A 21,357-nucleotide genomic window follows, 5' to 3' on the forward strand; every position below is an offset into this window, starting at 1 on the left:
ATTCCAGAAATTATAAATGATAAAAATCCACATAGAACTTATACAGAATATGTCTTTTCTTTAAAAGAAAGAATTGAAAATGGAGAATTTGATAATGATTAAATTAAAAGATTTATTTGGTGAAGATAAAATAGAAATATTTTCACCAAATCCCAAAGATTTAACAGATAGTAATGATATAAAAGCATTGATTTTATGAAAATATCCCAATGTCATTGCTAAATATTTAATTGTTTCTCAACCACATGCTAATACTGCAATTTTAGTTGGAGATAACTTTAATTATCAAGGTTGAATAGAAGTTTTTATTAAACAGAAAGTAGAAGGAGTAGAAGAAAATGCCAAATGACATAACTGTACAATCAAGTAATTACACTTTATTAAAATTAATAAGAACTGGAGCAAGTCCATTATTTGGTATGATAGGAACTTCTGCATACTATGGTCAACTTATTGGTAATCCAATATTAGGTAGTATAAATGCTTTATTATTTTCTAAAAAATTAGGAATTGATATATGAAATTTAAATCAAATGCCAAATTTAAAAAGTAAACTATTAAATTCAAGTAAAAAAATAGCATTAGGATTAGGAACAATTGGTTTAGCAAATTATAGTAAATTTACTGAAACAATAAATCCTATCACCCCAACTACAACCACTACAGAAACTCCGCCATGACCAGCATTAACATTATCAGTAACTAACAATAATGTTAATGACCAATCTTTAATGGATTGAGATACTTATATATCTTTAAATTCATATGGTATTGCAAATTTGGTTGCTGGAATTACAGAATTAATACCAAGTAAATTTGAAACTATACGTAAAATAGCAAATATGGCAACTGGTGGTTGTTTGATTAGTAGTGGTGTTGCTATGGGTATTAATAATGATTTTATGAATGCTTATGCAGTTCCGACTATTATTGCTGGTGCATCTGAAATTATCCATAATTTACTACCAATGGAAACAACTAATCATGTTGAAGAAATGCAAGAAACAACATTTACTAGTGAAAATGCAAGATTAATTAATGATGTTGTAGATAGAATATCACCAGTATATAGACCAACTACATATTATGACAGTTTATAAAGGAGGTGAGTAATTTATGAATAAAGAAAAATTAATTGAATATTATAATCACGAAATAAAAATACATAAAGAAAGGATGGAACAATTAAATAAAGAAATTTCTTTATTAGTAACTATTATAAGTAATTATCAGTCAATGGTTGAAAGAATTAATGGTGGTCAATTTGACGAATAATTAAAAAATAAATAATTGAAAGGAAAATATTGAAATGAAAGAATTATTGCATGAATTAATCATTATTGGAACAAGTGTAGGAACATTAATTTGCAGAGAATTAATTGTTTGATTTAAACGATTTATTACAACTCCAAAACATGTTCGAGCAAATAATAAAGTAATAAAACATCAAAAAAAATTAGCAAAATTAAATGAAAAAATTAATAAAGAAAATAAATAAAGGTGTAATGTAAATGTTAGAAAATGAAACTAATGTTCAAGAAACAACTGAACCTTTAACTGAAAATAATGATTTGCAAAAAGAACAAGAAACTAAGATTGTTGAATTAGAAAATAAGTTAAATAAACTTAATGAAGAAATTAAAGAAAAAGAAATGCTTAATATATTTAAAAAATATCAAGTTAAAAAAGAATTTTATGATTTTTTAAAATTTAAAACAAGTAATATAGAAAATTCAAAAGTAGAAGACACTATTAAAAAAATGATTAAAGAACAACCAGTATTTAAAGAACCAATTAATACAGGTGGTAAACAAGAAACAATATTAACAAATCAATCGAATTCAATAAAAAGTAGTTTATTGGATTATAAAAAGAAAAATAATTTATAACAGAAAGGAAAATAAAAATGGCAATTAATATTCAAACAAACTTAAATAATACAGAAAAACTAGTTGAAGCACCAGAATTTATTGAATTTTTCAAACAATCAAATAGTCCATGAGCAAACTTTTTTCCTATTGAAATAGTTAATTCTACTAAAATAGAATTTATTATTAAAGTTCCAAAAGACCCATCAATTAAAGTTATTGCATGAAATGATAAAAGTCAAAGAATAGATGTAACTTATGCACAAACTGATACTATTCCAAAAATAATTGAAAAATTATATGTTGCTGGTGAAACTATTGCAGCAATTGACTTAAATGCTGAAAATGGACAAAATTTATTAGAAAGTATGCAATATGAAGTCGCTAATGATTTAGCAGATAAATTAGCAACTGATGATATACAAGTAATTAGCGATAACGGAACTAAAGTAATAATTAGTGACACATCACCAACAGGGCATATACAGGCAATGTTATCTGCTTGAAATACTTTATTTCAATTAAGAAATAGTGCAAATTGTCGTTTCTTTATTACAAATAATCTTTATGATACTATTGTTTATTTGGCTAATAATAAAGGTTTAATTACAGATAACCAAATTGCTCAACAACTAAGATTAAATGGTAATGATTTATATATAAAAGGTGTATTATGTCAAATTGTAATGGATGATTATATGACATTTACTGATAGTGAAAATAAAAAACAAATTATACCTTTTATTTTAGCAACATCAAGAGCAATGAAAAGATATATGTTACAACAAACAATTGTTTATGTTCAAGAAATTGCTGATGGCAAACTTGGTAGAGCATATAAAGTTGGTGGTGAAGTACTAGGTCAATTAATTCCTTATATGTCAAAAAAAGAAACAACATCACGTTGAATGCTATGTGGAATTATTACTAAAACAGATTTAAGTAGTAAACTTACAATTTTAACAACTGATATTACTGCTAATACGAATAGAAAAAATCAATTACTAGATACAGCAATAAAAAATGCAAGAGAAATTACTGGTTTGAATCCAGCATTAGATTTAGTACATGCAAATATTAAATATTTTAGTGATGCACAAGGCAAAACTGATGTAAGTAATCAAAATCAAAAAGCAGGAGATTTATATGTAATTATTACTGCAGATATTAATGATGCAAATTATCAAGGTTCAACAAATCCTATAAAAATAACTCTTAAATAATAAGGACATTAATTATGCCTATTGGTACAGCAAATACAGCCACACTCTTAAAAATAAATAAACCCAAACATACTAGAATTAGTCAACAACAAGAACATAAAAGTTTATGATGAGAAATTTTAGAAATGATTGGTGTACAAGTTATAGCAGTAGCACTTGCTCCTTTTACTGGTGGTTTAAGTGAAGATTTAGCACTTGGATTAGGTGCAAGTGATTTAATTGCTAGTATTAGTGCTATTGGTGTAGAATTTTTAACTGATTTTACTATTAATCAAGTTTATGATTATTTAAAAGGAAATGTAACACCATTAAATACTTTTTTTAATATATTACCAGCATTTGCTGGACTTAATAAAATTAGTCGTGGTTATCGTACAACTAAATTTATTAAGTTAGCACAAAAAACTAAAACATTAGAACAAGTTGGTATTAAAGAAGCAAAAAACTTACAAGAAATTATTAGTCAAGTAAGTGGAAAAGAAATTTTAACAGATAAAATTATTGGTAATAAACGTTATTTAATGAAGTATAGTTTTACTCCTAATCGTGAAACAGTATTACGAGATTTAGGATATGTTGCTGAAAGACAATATAAGAATAATTTTCAAAAACTAGAAACAGAAAAATTAATGGAACACTTATTATTACAAAATACATTAATAAAATTAAGTCCACAATTAACTCCTAAATTTAAAATTAAAGATATTGAAAAAGCAAATAACTTTTTAAAAAAATTTAATACTGATTTAAAAGAAGTATTAAAAATGAATCAACATGATTGATTAAATTTAGTTCATACAATACATACAGAAAATAGATATGGAAAAACTTTAATTTTAGATTTACAAAAAATTCGTGCTAATGCTATTAAATTTAATTTTAAAAATAATGTTATTCATCAACTTGTTTTAAAAGCAAATCAAACTTTTAAATATTTTGATATTAGATTTTATTTAAAAAAAGGTTTAAATAAATTTTGAAAAGATACACCATATTTTGAAAAAATACGAGAAAGTATATATAAATTACAAGAAAAATTTGAAAAGTTAGAAAAACAAGTATTTGAAAAAATTCAGAAATTAAAAGAAAAAGCAACTGATTTATTTACTAGTGCAGAAAAAAGAGCAATTAAACATGCACAATTAATTCCATTAAATTCACCAGTATTTATGGGTTGTAAAATTCAACCTTTGTCATTAGATAAATGTGCAATTACTATTTATCATCGCAATCCTAAATATAAACCAATTACAGTTGTTGATAGTATTCTTAAAGCAAAAACTTTTGTTACTCAAATACATCCATTCCATTGATATCGTTGATATAGTGGTTGATACATTGGTTATGGAGTTAATCAAAATAAATGATTAAAAGCAATAGCATTTGCTCCACCAGTGGTGCAACAAGTAATTAGAGATAGTTTTAAAGTATATAGAGAAATATTTAGAACTATTAGAACTTATCATAAAGTAGTAAATGTTATTAATAATCCTATTGAAAATATTAACAAATCATTTAAAAATGTTGGTTTAAAATTTAGTGTTAATACTTTATTTGGTACTGGATTATTACATCATTTAGAAAAGTTTGCATATAGTCAAGTTGTAACAAAAAGTAAGAAAAAAATAAAAAAAGGTAAAAATAAAATACAAAAAGAAATTGAACATATAACACATAAAAAAACAAAAAAACATACTCATCATTATAAACAAGCATTTTTTAAGGAATGATAAATTATGATTAATAAACTTTGAACTGATGTCAGTCTTGAAAATTATAATAACTGATATCCATTAACTGGAAAAATTACAGAAACTCCACAACAATATATACAAACATGACCAAATATTAATGATTGATTTATAACTTTTGCTATTCGCGCGCAAAATGATATTAATGCTTATCTTGATTTTATTTTATCTAAATTTCCTTTTGATAGTTTTAAAGATGAATTAATTAAAGAAACATTAAGAGATATGGTTTATGTTATGGTTGAACATTGAGTATTTAATCGTACACCAATTGAATTTAATGTTGATGCTACTATTCAATTTAATAATGGTAATCAATTTAGTGCAAATAGTACTCCTACAATTAATGTTTGAGATTTAGCACCTAGTAGAATGAAAATATGAGCAAGATTAACAGAATTAAAACAAATATTTTCAAGTTATAATAATGATGAAATAGATGTTGAAAAAATTGACTTAAAAGCATTTTATACTAGAAATCAAGTTGATGAATTAATTAAAGAACAAAAAGAATTTACATTATTAAAACAAATTAAATTATATGATGATTTAGTTGATGATAATGAAAATGAAATATATAGAGGTCCTGTTAGTAAATTTGTTAATAAAGGTTATGTTGCAACTGGTTATGATAAAGAAACTGAAACAATGATTTTAGATTGACCAGATGAAATTGGAACATTACCACCAGAAGCATTACAAAATAATCCGCAAATTGGTGATTTTACTCATTCACCAACTTGTGATTTTTCTGCTAAACAACAAAAACGAATTACTACTAATGAAAATGAAATTACCAAATTAAATAGTGAATTAACTAAAACAAATGAAAACATTGATGATATCAAAAATAATTGATTTAATATTGAAACTAGTCCTTTATGAAAAAAAGTTGAAAATAATAATATAGAAATGTTGAAATGATATTTTATTAAAATCAGTTATCACTATTCAACAGAAAATAACTTTATGAAATTTTATAAAATAATTAAAATTTATTTAAATAATATTTTTCATGAATTTGAATTGTTAAATGTTGATTCCATGACTTATAAAGAACAAATACAAAATAAAAATATTTTAAATATTGGAACTATTTACTATGACAATAGAAATAAAAAATTTAGTGGTGGAGGTAATTCCTATCCTGAACGTGGAAAAATTAATTTAATTGGTGATATACAAGAAATATATCAATATCAAGGAATAGATACACCAACTGAATTTATAACAGAAGAAAGTACTGAACATGATTATTACACAAAACTAGAAACTAATAATTTATTAGATAAAAAGCAAAATATCAATGATGATGCTTTACAAACAGTTTCTAAACAAATCGTTCCTGCAATTAATGAAATCAATAATAAAATTCCTAATTTATCTGATTATTATAAAAAAGAAGAAGTAGATAAAAAATTAGAAGATGTAAAATCACAATTTCCTATTGCATTTCAAATAAATGCTATTAGTGCAGAAATTCCTAATTTAGAAACTACTGATAAAACTATTGCCGGTGCTATTAATGAATTAAAAGAAAAAATAAAAGATAAAAAATTTTCAAATGATTATTTTAAATATAAAACTGAAACAAATGAAATTGCATTAAATAATGAAGAAAATTCATTACTTTGTAAAGATTTATTAGAAAATAATGAATATAAATTATTAAAAACTCAAAATAAAAAATTATTACAAGCAATTAATGAAATATTAGAAAAACAACCACAACCCAGTCCAAGTGGTTCAAATTGAAAAGAAGTAGGTAAAGTCGTAGTAGATAAAAATAATATTACACATATAGAATATATATTTAAAGATAAAACACATTATAGAATATATTATAGTTTTGGTGATTATACTAGTAAAGAAAATAATAAAAATTATAGTTGACAAATAATTAATTTTTATTATCAATTAGATACAAATGTTTTAAAAAGTAGTTTATGAATATCAAATAATAATGTTAATGCGGATACTGAAATTAATATTTATAATAATAGAATAATGTGGGGTATGGGTAGAGATTATATTTTTAAAAAATTAGAAGAATTACAGGAATAATATTATGTTTTTTAAAATTATAAAAATTATTTTAGGTTTAATAGGAGTAATTTTATCATCAGCAACAGCAGGTTTAATTATATTTATTATTATAAAAATTGTATTAAAAATTAATCAAATATTTTAAAAAAAGGTGGTGAATATTATGTTAAGTCTATTTAAAAGAAAAGAAAAAAGTAATATTAGTGATAATCAAAATGAAAAAGTAAAATTTTTAACTAATAAAAATAAAAGTACTCATGCTTCAATTTTAAATTATTTTGGTTTTAATGATTTTAACCATGAAACTTATTTCACTGATTTTGTAGCAGAAAATAATGCTAATTTATATAATGCTCCATTAGATATTAATAATGAAACTATTAAACAATATTTAATTCAACAAGAATTTTACAGAAAAAATTGAAATTCAATTTTTAAATTAAGTAAATTAGGAATTAGTGCTTATTTAATTTATATTGCTAATGATGACTTATATTTTCAAGTAGTAGATATACAACAAAGAGTTTATGATATTACTGGTAAATTAATTGAATGTACTATTTTTTATGATAGTTATGAACAAAATGCACAAATGGTAAGATTATTTGAAGTTTATACATTAAATAATGAACAAATAACTATTAATCGTGCAATTTATAGTATTAGTGATAATAAAAAACAATTTCCATTAGATTTTAAATCATTCATTAATAACCCTAATTTAGCACAAGAACAAACACTAAATATTAACTATATACCAATAGCAATTATGAGAAATAAAGCAAATGAGCTAGCAGATTGTAATAAAGTAATGGATAAAATTAAAGCATTAGATGTTATTTATGAACAAATTGTTTTAGATACTATTTTAAACTCACCTAAATTTATATTTAGTCAAACTTATGGCAATGTTCAATCTTTAATAGAAGACGCAGTAAGAACATTAGTTACTAAAAATTACATATTTAAAAGCGGTGGAGATAATAATGAACAAAACGAAAATATCAATATGACAAATAGTAATTTTAAAGGTAAAAATTTAACTGATATATATGATTGAAATGTTAATGAAATATTTAAACGTTGTGGTATTCATATACCAAGTCAAAAGAAATCAGCACAACAATCAGTTCCCGAAAGTACAGCAGTAAATATTTCAACTATTAATTATATTGAACAAAAATTATGACAATTTAATATTGATATTCTTAAATTTATTCAAATATTAGTAAGTGTAGATAAAGATTTATTAAATAGTAAAACATTTAATATTAATGATGATCAAGAAATTAATAATTTAACAGTTAAATTAAAATTATTTAATCCCGAAAATAACCAATTAATAGGAGAGAACAATGGAAAACAACAACAAACCACAAACGAAATTTCCACAGAAACAAACTAAACTTAATCAAGCAGAAGTAGAAAATGATTATTTAATTGATAACATTCCTTATGACTTTACTAATATGATGCGTGCTACTAGTGACCCAGATATTAATAGAGCATATGATGAATTTAAAAAAAGAACGATATATATTTATGAAATTGAACGTTTATTTAAAAATAATGAAAATAATAGTTTAAAATTTTCAGCAAATACTATTAAAATAGGTTTTATTGATATTGATAAAGTATTAAAAACTACTGCTGTTGAAACATCTGATTTTACTATGCAATTAAATCAAAGAGCAAGTACTAATATTAATGATAATACAATTGAATATAGTATGACTGATATTAAAAATTTAATATTTCAAGAAATAAATTTATTAAATCAATTTAAGTTATATGCTGTATCTATTAATGAACCTTTAACTGAAAATAATATTGATAATTTATATATCATTAATAATTATTCACAACCTTATCAAAATCCAAAAACAAGAAGTACTAAAAGTATAACTATTATTAAAATTAAAGATTTTAAAACAAGAGATGGTTATCCAATTATTATTAAATTACAAAAACCATTAGATAAAGATACCAAAGTAACTGGTTTAAAAATTAAAGCACCTAGAAGCATGATTTTTGGCAATATAAAGGTACTTGGTGAAGTTGACAATATGGAAGTATACCCAAAGTTATTTGTTAAAGATAAGATAGCATTTCCGCTATTATCAATGCCTATTGAAACTCAACCAAAAGTTAGAATATTACAACAATGATTTAGTGAACAAATATTACCTTGAAACTTAGCAAAACAATTTATTGGAGAAGAAAAATCAGTTTTAGATTTAATTGCTATTGGTGGAGGGACTGAAACAAGAAAAGAAATTATTAATAATGCAAGAGTAACAAATGCTAAATTAGGTTATGATGTTTCTAAAAATTTAAAAGTATGACCATTATCAGATGAAATAGAATTAAAAGATAAAAAATTAGAGTCATGATTTTTAGTAGGTAACTATAATTTATTTATTTCTACAACAAATAAATTTTATGATGTAGAAATTGAAATAAATGATAAACCACCAATTGATAGTTTACAACAGTTATTATTAGATATGCTAAGTTACACATATAACTATAATAGAAATTTTGATGGCGCAGATTATGATGATAAAAATGAAATAGCAAAATTACGTAATAAATTCTTAGGTCAAAAACCTGATGAAGTTATTACTAATTTATTTAGAAAATGAGAACTTGATTATCCAAATTACATAAATTTGCAACAAGTTAAAATATTTAAACAAGTATTTATTATGTTATCAAAGTATATTTATTCAACATTATCAATAAATAAAGGTCTAAATGATGATAATAAAATTTTATTACCTTATTATTTTGAATTAAAATCAAATCCTATACATTCTAATAAGGATAATAGTTGAAAATATAAAGATGTAAAAGTAATACTAAAATCTGAATATTTTGATTTTACAGATATGAATAATATTAAATTAAAAAATAATGATATTAGTCAAAATGAATTATTTAAACTTGATGATAATCAATTTAATTGATTATCTATTACAAATGAATTAGAAAGCAATAATATTCCGTCATTAATTCCAGCAGATTGAACATTAGGAAATGGCGAATATGGAAAATACTTTACAAGAGTAATTATTAGTAACAATAAAATTGAGAATGCTTTAAATTTATATGGTTCAAATAAATCTCAATTATTTTCTAAATTAGAATTTTATGAAGAGATATTACAAATTGATAATAAAAATGAATTTGAATTGCAAATTAAAAATCCAATTAATAATTTAAATCGGATTGAAATTAGTGGAATATTTGGTGCTGGTAATTATTATTTAATTTTAATAACTGACAAACAAGAAATAAACTTAACTAATATTAATTTATTTGACAAATATAATGAAAATATTTCTTATATTAATTTAGAAATTTAAATGTTATTTATTAAAATAACCATATGGATAATTGCCATCTCATGGTATATCTATTCTTTCAATAGTATCTCCACCATTATAAAATTTTGTTTTTTTAGGATTATCAGCAAAGTATATTTTAAATTCACTTTTTATAGAAACTGAAATACCATGAATGTCAGACATTCATATTTTCTGAACACCCATTATAGGTTTTTTATATGAATTTAAATAATATTTAAGTCCACTAAGATTATGGGTAAGCACCCCCCCATGATTAATCCTATTGTTCCAGTTGTAGCACCAGTTAGTGCTAATGCTAATGTTATTTTACTTAAATTTGCTTTTATTCATGTTTTCATATTAAATTACTCCTTTTTTCCTTGATTTTACTTATAAATTGTACTATTTTTGATTATTTTTACAAGTACGTTTTTAAACGCAAAATAACGCCTAAATAAAAGGCGTTTATTTTGTGATACCTATACTATTAATGATATTGTAGTTGTTTATTATATGGCAAATGTGAAGATGCTTTTTTTCACAGTAGCATTATTTTTACCCCTAATTACATTTTTATATGGATACAATGCATAAAATAATCCATCATACGGGTCTTGATACATATTTTTATCAGGAATGTTAGTTTTGTTTTGGTCATAACGTAATTCTTCTAAACATTGAGTAGTCTTTGGTAAATCATCTTTATTTGCATAAAAGTTTCCATAACTCATAATGTTTCTCATTCAAACTACTCTATTAGTTAATCCTGCTTCTTGATTTAAATTTGAAGCATGTTTAATAGCAGTTTGTGTGATTAAAATAGTATTATGTTCATCTATTAATTTTTGATTTAATCAATCAATGGCAGTTCGTGCTTTATCATCATAAAAATAAATTGCTTGTTCAAAATTTTCAAAATTATCAATTAATCCTAAAATTTCATTAACATAAGCATTAATTTTTTCATTTTCATTTATAAAATCATTTGGAGTAACTACTAATTCACAAATAATATAAGCATCATAATAACCAGTATTATTATATTCTTTAAAACCCACTACTATAAATACAGTATGGTCTTTATGACCAGTTGCTCAATCCACACCAACTGAATAAAAATCAAATTTATACATATCTTTTTTTGAATTATAAAATTCTTTTAAATCATATCGTTGTCAGCACTTTACAGTTTTTTGAAATGGGAAAATTGTTACATCACTATCTAAAAATTCAAAACCATAAAAAACAGTATTAAATTCATCAGGATTACTTTTTTTCATTTCTAATAATGTTCTTTTTTGAATATCTGGTAATTTATTTCAAAATGGTTGAATAGTAAATCTTAAAACAAATAAACCTAAACCACTAAACATATCTTGATTTTCATAATAAATTTTGCCATTTTTTTTAAGATTTTCCATCACTTTATCATTTAATGGTAAAAATGGCGTACAGTATTTTAAATAAAATGGATGATATTTATCATAAGGATTACATGTAAAAGTAATAAAGAAACTTTTATAAAAATAGCGAGTAATTTTTTTTCCAAAATTAGGACTATATATATTTTTATCAATAAACGTTCAACTTCATTCTTTAATAGGTTCTTTTGATACTTTAATACGATTACTTCTAAACATAGAGTTTTGTAAACGTTCATATCGATATGTTAATTGCTTTTCTGTTAGTGTTTCTTTTTCTTCTGCCATAATAATTTCATCTGTTCTTGAACCTAAAAAACTTGAACCACCGGCTTCTTTTCCAAAAATCTTATTACCATTAGCATAACCAATAAAGTCAATTTGTTGATTATTAGGAAAAATAATACATCCACCATCCTTAGTTATTTTTCATTTAATACCATGTGGATTATTAGGTAATAAATTAATATTATATGTATCTAATAAAACTTGACAAACATTCATTAAAGCACCAATTGTAGTTTCACTATGAGTATTTTCATATCTTCTTACTTCTTGAACACTACTATCACTAAAATTACAACATATAAATAAATCAAATGCTAAACAATTTCAAGTTTTTCTTGTTCCACGTGCTGTTGGTACAAAACGATAAAAACAATTGGTAGTAAAATATTCTGCTCATTCATCACCAACAAATTCTTTAAAAATATCCCAACTAAAACCATAATTATTATCACTAAAATTAAGATTATATTTTTTATTTAATTGTACATAACTAGTGATAAAAGCCATATTTACTCCTTATTTTTAAAAAAAATTAAACTTAAATTATTAACAAATAAAATTTTGAAAGGAACATTAAAAATGTTTATATTACCATTTGTAAATCATTTTGATTGAGACAAACACAATTTTAATCAAGATGAATTAAATTTACAACAAACAGAAGAATTATTTAAAAAAATAGATGATTATTTATGAAATGCATGTGATAAATCTGTATATAAGTCATATAGATTTAGAAAAAGAAAATTAAAAACAAAAAAAGGTTTATTAACTTATAAACGACGTATTTGTACATATTATAACCCAAAAACACAAAAAATGGAATTTCTTTCATTGTTAGATAATTATCTTGGTGTTAAAAAATATAGTAAACTTGCACCTAATGTTATTAAACAAATTTTGAAATATTTTGCAGATGGTAAAAAGTATCATGATGTTTGTGATACTTTTATTGAAGGTTTAATAAGTAATAGTACAGTTTGTAGAACATATAAAAAGTTTCAATTACCAAAAGCCAATATCCTCAAAATACCATTACAACCATATCAAAATTTATATGTAAATATTGATGATGGACATAGAAAATTTAAGTTTAATGAAAAACATAATACTAAAAATTGTAAAAAATGTTCAATGAGATTATTAGTATTTTGTACTGGTAAAAAGAAGAATGGAAAATTAATTAATAAAAGAGCTGTATGTAAAATTAGAGTATCAAAAACAGAAATTGGTGCTGAAAAAACTGCCAAATTAATTGAAAAATATGGTAATTTATTTTTTGAAAATTTTGACCAAGCAAATTTAATAGTTTGTGGAGATAGTGCAAAATGAATTAGAAAAACTGCTACAATTTTAAATGCTAAATTTATTTTAGATAAATTCCATGCTTTTCATGTTTTATTTCTTGGCATAATGGCTGGAAGAAGAAAAAATAAAATTGCTAAATTACACTATCAAAATGCAATAAATTTATTTTCCAAAGGTCAATATTATGAATTAATTGATTTTTTACAATCATTGACTTTACAATATAAAAAATTAAAAGTTGGTTATTTTGTTAATGCAAAAGATGGCGTATTAAATCAAGCATTAGTTGAAAATATTGGTTGCTTTACTGAAACTAATATTAAACAAATTTTAAAGCATATGATTGGTGATAGAACTTATAACATTGATATGTATACCAAAATGGTTAATTTTAAATGTTATCAAATAAATACAGCAATACAATTATTATAAATTAACCATTTCAATTTAAAGATAACTAAAAATAAAATAAAACTTATTAAAGTAAAATTTAATAAGAATTTTTGAGTTATAAAAGTAAGTATTATTGTGTCAATATCGAGTGAAAATTTCCCAAAAATATTTTTTAAAAAATAAATTATTTTGAAAAGTTATACTGTTAAATAAACATAAATTCCAAATAAATTCTTTTCTAGATAAAAATAGAAATAAAGTTTTTTAATTTTTTAAAATTTTTTGTATAATTAATTTATACAAAAAATTATATAAGTTTTTAACTCATTATTTTATCTTAAAATAAATGAGTTTTTTTATTATTTATTCAAAGGAGAAAAGAAAAAATGTTTAAAGTTAAACCTAATTCACCAGTTTATGAATTTTATTATTCTGAAATAAAAAAATTAGAGGGTAAAATTAAAGATAATAAAGAATTAGATAATATAATAAATACTGAAAAAAATCTTAAAGAAGAAATAGAAAAACTAGAAATATATCTAAAAACATTAAATGAAAATTTAAAAAAGAAATATAAAATAATTCCATATATTGAAAAATTAAATATATATGATTTAGAAGATAAAATCGAATCAAAAGGACAAAAAAGGGTTGATAATGTAGGAAAATATTTAAAATTAAAATCAAGTTTAGATTATGATTTTGATTCAATTTTTGAACAATGAAAACGCAGTGCAAACAGTGAAAATCAACCTTTAACAAGTGGATATAAACCAAGCTCACCACAGATGTAAAAGGGGAAGATATTGCATTTGCAATATCTTTATATCTTTAAAATTGATTTTAAGACACCAAATTTGCTCATATACAAATGTTTTAAAATTTTATATGGTTTAGTATTAATAAAATAAATCTCTTCTAAAATATGTTTTTTTACTTTTAATTAAAAATTATTGATATCCATATCTTCAAGGATGGTCTTTATTTGGTATATAAACTTTTTTAGTTTTTATCAAATCTTCTTTAATAATTGGTTTTAATGCTATTTCTTTTAGTTCATATATTTTATTATTATAACTAAGATAGAATTCATTAATAAATGATTTAAGTACAATTACATCAGTTCTAGGTTGTATATATTGAACTTTGTTATTTTTATAAGGAAAATATTTTTTACCATAATATGTTATAGTTGAACCACTATCTGTTTTTCTTTTACAAAATCTTGAAAGATAAACATTTATTTCATTTTGTGTAGGAGCTTTAACCATAGCAGATTTATTATCATCAATAGGAAAAGCAAACTGATTATTAAAAATGTTTATATATGTTTTAAGAAATTTATTACCATCTTCTAAATTTTTAATTTTATTAAGTCGTAATTCACTAATTAAGCGACTTTGAAGTGTTCCAAATAATCGTTCAATTCTGCCTTTAGCTTGTGGAATTGAGGTTCTAATTACTTCAACACCTAAATCATTACAGCATTTTTGAAATTGAGTATAAGTATCATTTTCTGTGTTTATTTTACCTGAATCAATTTTTTTCTTATATCCAAAAACTGTTCTATTATCAGTATAAAATATCTTTGGTATGCCATATTTAGTTAAAATTTGATAAAAAACATTATAATAACCATCTAATGTCTCTTGGTGATCAAATCATAGTCCAACAATATTTCCTGTAGCATCATCAATTGCAGCATGTAAAAATGCTTTTGGTTTATCGTTACCAAATCAATGATGATTACTTGCATCCATTTGAATTAATTCACCAAAATTTGTTCTACGATTTCTTGTGGGATGCAAGTTATTTTTTTTATTCTTATGTCTTTTTGGTGAAGTGATTTTTTCTTGAATTAATAGATTATAAACTGTACTATATGCAATTTTAGTGTTTTCTTCATTAATTAATTTTTCCTGAAAATGTTGAAAATTAAAATTATAATATTTTGTTTTATATAAGTTTATAATTTTATTTTTAATTTCTATTTTTGTTGCCTTATTAGAAATTTTATTGCGAGATTTATGAATAAAACCAACTTTACCTTCTTTATTAAAAATTTGAATTAATTGGTTAATTCTTCTAATAGTTAGGTTAAGTTTATTTTTGGCTTGATGTTTAGATAATTTATTAATAACAATGTCATTTATAATTTTGTATTTATATTTTTCTTTCATAGTCATGCTTCTTTCCATTTTTATTACCAAGTATATTTAACTTCACTTTTTGAGAAATTTTCACTCGATAACTAATAGGAAATTATCACTAAATAATGACAAAGTAAGTATTATTGTTGACTAATATTTTACAAGTGTTAAGATTAACATACAATTGCATATTGAAGTCTAAATTATTCTCGTCTAATCTTATAATTTAAAGACAAATTTGAATATTATTGACAACATCGGTACGCTCCCAATATTTTTAATCAAAAATCTTTATTCTCTTTTGAGAATAAAGATTTTTGATTTAATGTGATTATTCAATAACCTCAGTAACTTGTCCGGCTCCAACAGTTCTTCCGCCTTCACGGATTGAGAATTGAGTACCTTTCTCAAGAGCAACTGGGTGAATTAATTCAACAGTAATAGTAACGTTATCACCTGGCATAATTAATTCCGATTTTTCACCTTTATTAATAAAGTTTCCCATACTTCCTGTAACATCAGTTGTACGGAAATAAAATTGTGGTCGATATCCCGGATTAAATGAAGTATGACGTCCACCTTCTTCTTTAGTTAGAATATAAACTTCACCTTTAAATTTAGTATGTGGAGTAACTGATCCTGGTTTAGCAATAACTTGTCCACGTTGAATATCTTCACGTTTAACTCCACGTAATAATACTCCAACGTTATCACCAGCTTGTGCTTCATCTAATAATTTTCTGAACATTTCAATACCAGTAACAACAACTTTTTTAAGACCTTTGTTAATACCAATAATATCAATTTCATCATTAACTTTTAAAGTTCCACGTTCAATTCTTCCAGTAGCTACTGTTCCACGTCCAGTAATAGTGAAAACATCTTCAACAGCTAATAATACTGGTTTATCAACTTCTCTTTTTGGTGTTGGGATTCATTCATCCATTGCTGTTAATAATTCTTTAATTTTTGCTTCTCATTCTTTTTTACCATCTAATGCTCCTCTTGCAGAACCACGAATAATTGGTGTATCATCACCTTCAAATTCATACTTAGTTAGTAATTCACGAATTTCCATTTCAACAAGTTCTAATACGTCATCGTCTACACTTTCCATATCACACTTATTTAAGAATACAACAATTTTTTTAACTCCAACTTGACGTGCCAATAGAATGTGTTCACGTGTTTGTGGCATTGGACCATCAGTTGCAGAAACAACTAACACTGAACCATCCATTTGAGCTGCACCTGTAATCATATTTTTAATGTAGTCAGCGTGACCTGGACAGTCAACGTGTGCATAGTGACGAGTTGGTGTTTCATATTCAACGTGAGCTGTATTAATAGTAATACCACGTGCTTTTTCTTCTGGAGCAGCATCGATAGAAGCATAGTCCTTAAACATACCTTTATATCCATCTGCTTCATGTTTTGAACAATAACTAGTAATTGCAGCAGTTAATGTTGTTTTTCCGTGATCAACGTGACCAATTGTTCCAACATTAACGTGCGGTTTTGTACGTTCAAATTTTTGTTTTGGGCCTGTTGATACAGGCTTTGATTTTTTTACTTCTTTTTCTGCCATTTTTGTTTCCTCCTTGGAAATAATTAATACTTATTTTTATTTAATTAAATTAAACACTAAGATAATTTTAAAGTAAAGTTATTATACTTTCAATTAAATTATTTTATTTTTTAGTAATTCTTCCTTTTTGATATTTACCAGCAACTGCTTCAGCAACTGATTTTGGTGCTTCTTCATAGTGTGAAAAAGACATTGTATATGTTCCGCGTCCTTGCGTCATTGAACGTAATTCAGTAGCATAACCAAACATTTCAGATAAAGGCACTTTAGCTTTAACAACTTTACTATTACCACGCATTTCATCTGCTTCGATAGTACCTCTTTTACCAGAAATTTTACCAACAATAGAACCATAATATTCATCTGGAATAATAACTTCAACATTCATAATTGGTTCTAATAATACTGGTTTTAATAAATCTTTATTATCTTGTAAAGATTTAGAAGCTGCAATATTAAAGGCACGTTCTGAAGAGTCAACAGGGTGGAATGAACCATCATATAATGTTGCTTTAACGTCAATAACTGGATATCCTGCAATTAAACCATTAGCTAATGATTCAATTAATCCTTCTTGTACTGGTTTAATGTATTCACGTGGCACTTTACCACCAACAATTTTATCAACAAACTCGAATCCTTTATCTGGATTTGGTTCAAATTTAATAATAACATGTCCATATTGGCCGCGACCACCTGATTGATGAATATATTTACCCTCAGCGCGTTCACAAACTGCTTTAATTGTTTCACGATAAGCAACTTGTGGATTTCCAATGTTAGTTGCTACTTTAAATTCACGTTTTAAACGATCAGTTAAGATGTCTAAATGCAGTTCTCCCATTCCTGAAATAATTGTCTGTCCTGTTTCTTTGTCTGATGAAACACGGAATGTTGGATCTTCTTCTGCAAGTTTTTGTAAACCTAAACTCATTTTTTCTTGATCAGCTTTTGTTTTAGGTTCAAGCGCTAATGAAATAACTGGTTCTGGAAATACCATTTTTTCTAAAATAACTTCATGTTTTTCATCACATAATGTATCACCAGTAGTTGTATCTTTTAAACCAACAATAGCAGCAATGTCACCAGCATAAACCTTTTTAATTTCGGCACGACTATTGGCATGCATTTGTAAAATTCGACCAACACGCTCTTTTTTTTCTTTAGTTGAGTTTAATACATAACTACCAGATTCTAATGTTCCCGAATATACTCTAAAAAAAGTTAATCTTCCAACAAAAGGGTCAGTCATGATCTTAAATGCTAACGCTGAGAAAGGTTCTTCATCACTAGAATGACGTTCTACTTCTTTTGATGAAACAAGTAATATTCCTTTAATTGCAGGTACATCTAATGGTGAAGGCAAGTAATCAATAACTGCATCTAACATTAATTTAACACCTTTATTTTTAAAGGCACTACCACATAATACTGGGAAAAACTCAGCAGCAATTGTTGCTTTACGAATTACTGTCTTAATTTCAGCAACAGTTACTTCTCTTTCAGCATATTTCATAAAGAAATCATCATCAAAGTGAGAAAGTGCTTCTAATAATTCCTCACGTCTACTTGCAATAACATCTTTAAGTTCTTCAGGAATTGCAATTTCTTTATAATCCTCATTTGGTTTACCATCAAAATGGTATGCTTTCATCTCAATTATATCAATAATTCCATCAAAAGCATCTTCTGCACCAATTGGTCATTGAATTGCATGAGCATTAGCACCAAGACGATCTTTTAATGTTTGAATTGAATGAGCAAAGTCAGCCCCAATTTTATCCATTTTATTTGCAAAAACAATTCTTGGTACATTATACCTAGTTGCTTGATTTCAAACAGTTTCGGTTTGTGGTTCAACTCCAGTTTGCGCGTCTAATACAGCAACTGCTCCGTCTAAAACTCTTAATGAGCGTTCAACTTCAACAGTAAAATCAACGTGACCCGGAGTATCAATAATATTTATTCGATTATTTCTTCAAACAGCAGTTGTTGCAGCTGAAGTAATAGTAATACCACGTTCTTGTTCTTGTTCCATTCAGTCCATAGTTGCGGCACCTTCATGTACCTCACCAATTTTATGAATTTTACCAGTATGATATAAAACTCTTTCTGTTGTTGTAGTTTTACCAGCATCAATATGAGCCATAATTCCAATATTTCTAGTATTTGCTAGTGAATATTCTCGATCTGATTTTTCTGCCATTTTCTCTCTCCTTTATTATCATTTATAGTGAGCAAAGGCTTTATTAGCTTCAGCCATACGATGAATTTCATCACGTTTTTTAATTGATGAACCATTACCAGTAGCAGCATCCATAATCTCAGCTGCAAGTTTATCTTGCATACTATTACCATATCTTGCTTGTGAATAAGAAACTAATCAACGAATTGCTAAAGTTATCTTACGAGTAGCACTAACTTCAATAGGAACTTGATAGTTTGCACCACCAATTCTTCGAGTTTTAATTTCTAATTGTGGTGTAATATTAGCAATTGCCTTTTCAAATACTTCTAATGGTACTTGTTGGGTTTTTTTTCCAACAATTTTAAAAGAATTATAAACAATTTTTTGAGCTACACTTTTTTTACCATCAATCATAATGGCGTTAATTAATTGAGTAACAATTTTTGAATCATAAATTGGATCAGCAACTAATTCTCTTTTAATAGCTTGATTTTTACGCATTTAGTTTTACCTCCTTATTTCTTATCTTTTGGTTTTTTAGTTCCGTATTTAGAACGACCTTGATTACGATTTACTACTCCGGCAGTATCAGAATACCCACGAATAACATGGTATCTAACTCCAGGTAAGTCTTTAACTCTTCCACCACGGATTCCAACAATAGCATGTTCTTGCAAATTATGACCTTCTCCAGAAATATAAGCAGTAACTTCCATACCGTTAGTTAAACGAGCACGAACAATTTTTCTTAAAGCTGAGTTAGGTTTTTTTGGTGTTCTTGTAGTAACTACAAGCGCTACACCTTTTTTTTGCGGACTGCTAATTGAAGAAGTTGTTTTTGTTAATGAATTATATGAAACATTTAACGCTGGTGATTTAGATTTGTATTTTTTATCTGTACGTCCTTTACGTAATAGTTGGTTCATTGTTGGCATTAATCGTTAGCCTCCTTTATGATTTTAAAGAATTAATTATATACACAATTCCTAGTGTATCAAAATTTAGTCCAATAAGTATAATACCAGTTTTTAATAGTAATAGTCAAATAAATTTTGAAAAATAATTAGAAAAAAATGACACAATTTAAATTGTGTCATTTTAATTATAATAAAATATTATATTTCTTATTCGTGTGCTGTTACACCAGTTAATTTAACAGCAACTGCAACATCTTTTGATTGCCCAAGTGTAACTTTAATATTAACTGTATTATCTCCTACAGTTAAATCTGTATCTTCTTTATCAAAAGTAAATGTTGCTTCACTAGCTTTATCTTCATCAGTAACTTTTTTAATTGCTGCTGTAATAATATCTTTAGCATCACTTTGTTTTTGTGAATCATTTAATGATTTACCATCAACACCTTTTTCTAAAGCTGCTTTAATATCAGTTGTAACTTCAACATCTGTCTTTTTATGTGCTAATGTAAATGTAATAGTTATTGAATCACCATTATAAATTTTACCATCAGGAGTAACTACTGCACTAGTAATTGGATCTCCCTCTTTTTCAGGAGTATTAACTTTAACTGTAATACCATTTAAATCAATGTTTTTATTTTCTGGAACTGCTTTAATAGCTTCTTTAAGTTCTTTCTCAGTTGGTTTAGTAATATCAACAACTGAAATTGGACCTAATTCTTTCTTTTTTAATACTGTATCTAAATTAACTACAGTTTGATCACCACAAGCTACAACTGAAGTAGTAGCTACTGTTGTTAGGGCTAATGCACCCATAAGTCTTAATAAATTTTTCATTTGCATATCTTAGTACCTCCGAAATA

At 25.0% G+C, this 21,357-nt stretch carries 22 protein-coding genes; 13 read left to right on the forward strand and 9 right to left on the reverse strand.

The window, feature by feature from the left end; translation table 4 throughout:
- Positions 1–94: 94 nt before the first annotated feature.
- Genes AAHM95_RS02475 through AAHM95_RS02525 form a run of 11 tightly spaced genes read left to right on the forward strand, consistent with a single transcriptional unit; the run spans position 95 to position 10,256 of the window.
- Entirely contained in the window at positions 95–370 is a 276-nt protein-coding gene (locus AAHM95_RS02475; protein WP_342273890.1) for a hypothetical protein, read from the forward strand.
- Positions 339–1,100, forward strand: a complete 762-nt coding sequence (locus tag AAHM95_RS02480; protein WP_342273891.1) for a hypothetical protein — start codon at positions 339–341, stop codon at positions 1,098–1,100. The genes AAHM95_RS02475 and AAHM95_RS02480 overlap by 32 nt, the downstream gene beginning before the upstream one ends.
- 16 nt (positions 1,101–1,116) lie before the next feature.
- Positions 1,117–1,275: a hypothetical protein gene (locus AAHM95_RS02485; RefSeq protein ID WP_174480523.1), complete on the forward strand. Its 159-nt coding sequence runs from the start codon at positions 1,117–1,119 to the stop codon at positions 1,273–1,275.
- A gap of 34 nt (positions 1,276–1,309) precedes the next feature.
- Positions 1,310–1,498 (forward strand): hypothetical protein, encoded by a 189-nt coding sequence (locus AAHM95_RS02490; protein ID WP_338975562.1) that lies wholly within the window; start codon positions 1,310–1,312, stop codon positions 1,496–1,498.
- A 13-nt stretch (positions 1,499–1,511) separates the two neighbouring features.
- Positions 1,512–1,889: a hypothetical protein gene (locus AAHM95_RS02495; protein ID WP_338975557.1), complete on the forward strand. Its 378-nt coding sequence runs from the start codon at positions 1,512–1,514 to the stop codon at positions 1,887–1,889.
- Positions 1,890–1,906: 17 nt separating this feature from the next.
- Positions 1,907–3,091, forward strand: a complete 1,185-nt coding sequence (locus AAHM95_RS02500; RefSeq protein ID WP_342273892.1) for a hypothetical protein — start codon at positions 1,907–1,909, stop codon at positions 3,089–3,091.
- 14 nt (positions 3,092–3,105) lie between these two features.
- Complete coding sequence (locus tag AAHM95_RS02505; protein ID WP_342273949.1) at positions 3,106–4,824, forward strand: hypothetical protein; 1,719 nt, start codon at positions 3,106–3,108, stop codon at positions 4,822–4,824.
- 3 nt (positions 4,825–4,827) lie between these two features.
- Positions 4,828–6,906 carry a hypothetical protein gene (locus AAHM95_RS02510; RefSeq protein ID WP_342273948.1) on the forward strand — a complete coding sequence of 693 codons (2,079 nt, stop codon included), beginning with the start codon at positions 4,828–4,830 and terminating at the stop codon, positions 6,904–6,906.
- Between the two features lie 4 nt (positions 6,907–6,910).
- Positions 6,911–7,033: a hypothetical protein gene (locus AAHM95_RS02515; protein ID WP_338977759.1), complete on the forward strand. Its 123-nt coding sequence runs from the start codon at positions 6,911–6,913 to the stop codon at positions 7,031–7,033.
- Between the two features lie 18 nt (positions 7,034–7,051).
- Complete coding sequence (locus AAHM95_RS02520) at positions 7,052–8,293, forward strand: hypothetical protein (RefSeq protein ID WP_338975553.1); 1,242 nt, start codon at positions 7,052–7,054, stop codon at positions 8,291–8,293.
- Entirely contained in the window at positions 8,244–10,256 is a 2,013-nt protein-coding gene (locus AAHM95_RS02525) for a hypothetical protein (protein ID WP_342273791.1), read from the forward strand. The genes AAHM95_RS02520 and AAHM95_RS02525 overlap by 50 nt, the downstream gene beginning before the upstream one ends.
- Before the next feature lie 3 nt (positions 10,257–10,259).
- Here AAHM95_RS02525 and AAHM95_RS02530 read toward each other — a convergent pair whose 3' ends face one another.
- The 3 genes from AAHM95_RS02530 to AAHM95_RS02540 all read right to left on the reverse strand — a co-directional run bounded on the left by AAHM95_RS02530 (position 10,260) and on the right by AAHM95_RS02540 (position 12,454).
- Complete coding sequence (locus AAHM95_RS02530; RefSeq protein WP_281749131.1) at positions 10,260–10,502, reverse strand: hypothetical protein; 243 nt, start codon at positions 10,500–10,502, stop codon at positions 10,260–10,262.
- Positions 10,463–10,597: a hypothetical protein gene (locus AAHM95_RS02535; RefSeq protein ID WP_342273790.1), complete on the reverse strand. Its 135-nt coding sequence runs from the start codon at positions 10,595–10,597 to the stop codon at positions 10,463–10,465. The genes AAHM95_RS02530 and AAHM95_RS02535 overlap by 40 nt, the downstream gene beginning before the upstream one ends.
- A gap of 150 nt (positions 10,598–10,747) precedes the next feature.
- Complete coding sequence (locus AAHM95_RS02540) at positions 10,748–12,454, reverse strand: hypothetical protein (RefSeq protein ID WP_342273789.1); 1,707 nt, start codon at positions 12,452–12,454, stop codon at positions 10,748–10,750.
- Between the two features lie 72 nt (positions 12,455–12,526).
- Here AAHM95_RS02540 and AAHM95_RS02545 point away from each other — a divergent pair, with 72 nt between their 5' ends.
- Both AAHM95_RS02545 and AAHM95_RS02550 read left to right on the forward strand, forming a co-directional pair.
- Positions 12,527–13,687 carry an Mbov_0401 family ICE element transposase-like protein gene (locus AAHM95_RS02545; protein ID WP_338975594.1) on the forward strand — a complete coding sequence of 387 codons (1,161 nt, stop codon included), beginning with the start codon at positions 12,527–12,529 and terminating at the stop codon, positions 13,685–13,687.
- Between the two features lie 347 nt (positions 13,688–14,034).
- On the forward strand, positions 14,035–14,442 hold the full coding sequence (locus AAHM95_RS02550; RefSeq protein WP_342273977.1) for a hypothetical protein: 408 nt from the start codon (positions 14,035–14,037) through the stop codon (positions 14,440–14,442).
- Between the two features lie 156 nt (positions 14,443–14,598).
- Here the strand turns inward: AAHM95_RS02550 and AAHM95_RS02555 are convergent, their stop codons facing one another.
- The 6 genes from AAHM95_RS02555 to AAHM95_RS02580 all read right to left on the reverse strand — a co-directional run bounded on the left by AAHM95_RS02555 (position 14,599) and on the right by AAHM95_RS02580 (position 21,337).
- On the reverse strand, positions 14,599–15,846 hold the full coding sequence (locus AAHM95_RS02555; protein WP_342273976.1) for an ISNCY family transposase: 1,248 nt from the start codon (positions 15,844–15,846) through the stop codon (positions 14,599–14,601).
- A gap of 283 nt (positions 15,847–16,129) precedes the next feature.
- Positions 16,130–17,386: an elongation factor Tu gene (gene tuf, locus AAHM95_RS02560; RefSeq protein WP_338961656.1), complete on the reverse strand. Its 1,257-nt coding sequence runs from the start codon at positions 17,384–17,386 to the stop codon at positions 16,130–16,132.
- 103 nt (positions 17,387–17,489) lie between these two features.
- Positions 17,490–19,592: an elongation factor G gene (gene fusA, locus AAHM95_RS02565; protein WP_342274013.1), complete on the reverse strand. Its 2,103-nt coding sequence runs from the start codon at positions 19,590–19,592 to the stop codon at positions 17,490–17,492.
- Positions 19,593–19,607: 15 nt separating this feature from the next.
- The gene (gene rpsG, locus AAHM95_RS02570) at positions 19,608–20,075 is read right to left on the reverse strand and encodes a 30S ribosomal protein S7 (protein ID WP_342274014.1); all 468 of its coding nucleotides are present in this window, start codon (positions 20,073–20,075) and stop codon (positions 19,608–19,610) included.
- A gap of 14 nt (positions 20,076–20,089) precedes the next feature.
- Complete coding sequence (gene rpsL / locus AAHM95_RS02575) at positions 20,090–20,509, reverse strand: 30S ribosomal protein S12 (protein ID WP_252320120.1); 420 nt, start codon at positions 20,507–20,509, stop codon at positions 20,090–20,092.
- A gap of 189 nt (positions 20,510–20,698) precedes the next feature.
- Complete coding sequence (locus AAHM95_RS02580) at positions 20,699–21,337, reverse strand: hypothetical protein (protein ID WP_338978351.1); 639 nt, start codon at positions 21,335–21,337, stop codon at positions 20,699–20,701.
- Between the last annotated feature and the right edge of the window lie 20 nt (positions 21,338–21,357).

The sequence above is a fragment of the Spiroplasma endosymbiont of Phycita roborella genome (genome assembly GCF_964031195.1).
Taxonomy (GTDB): domain Bacteria; phylum Bacillota_I; class Bacilli_A; order Mycoplasmatales; family VBWQ01; genus Spiroplasma_E; species Spiroplasma_E ixodetis_A.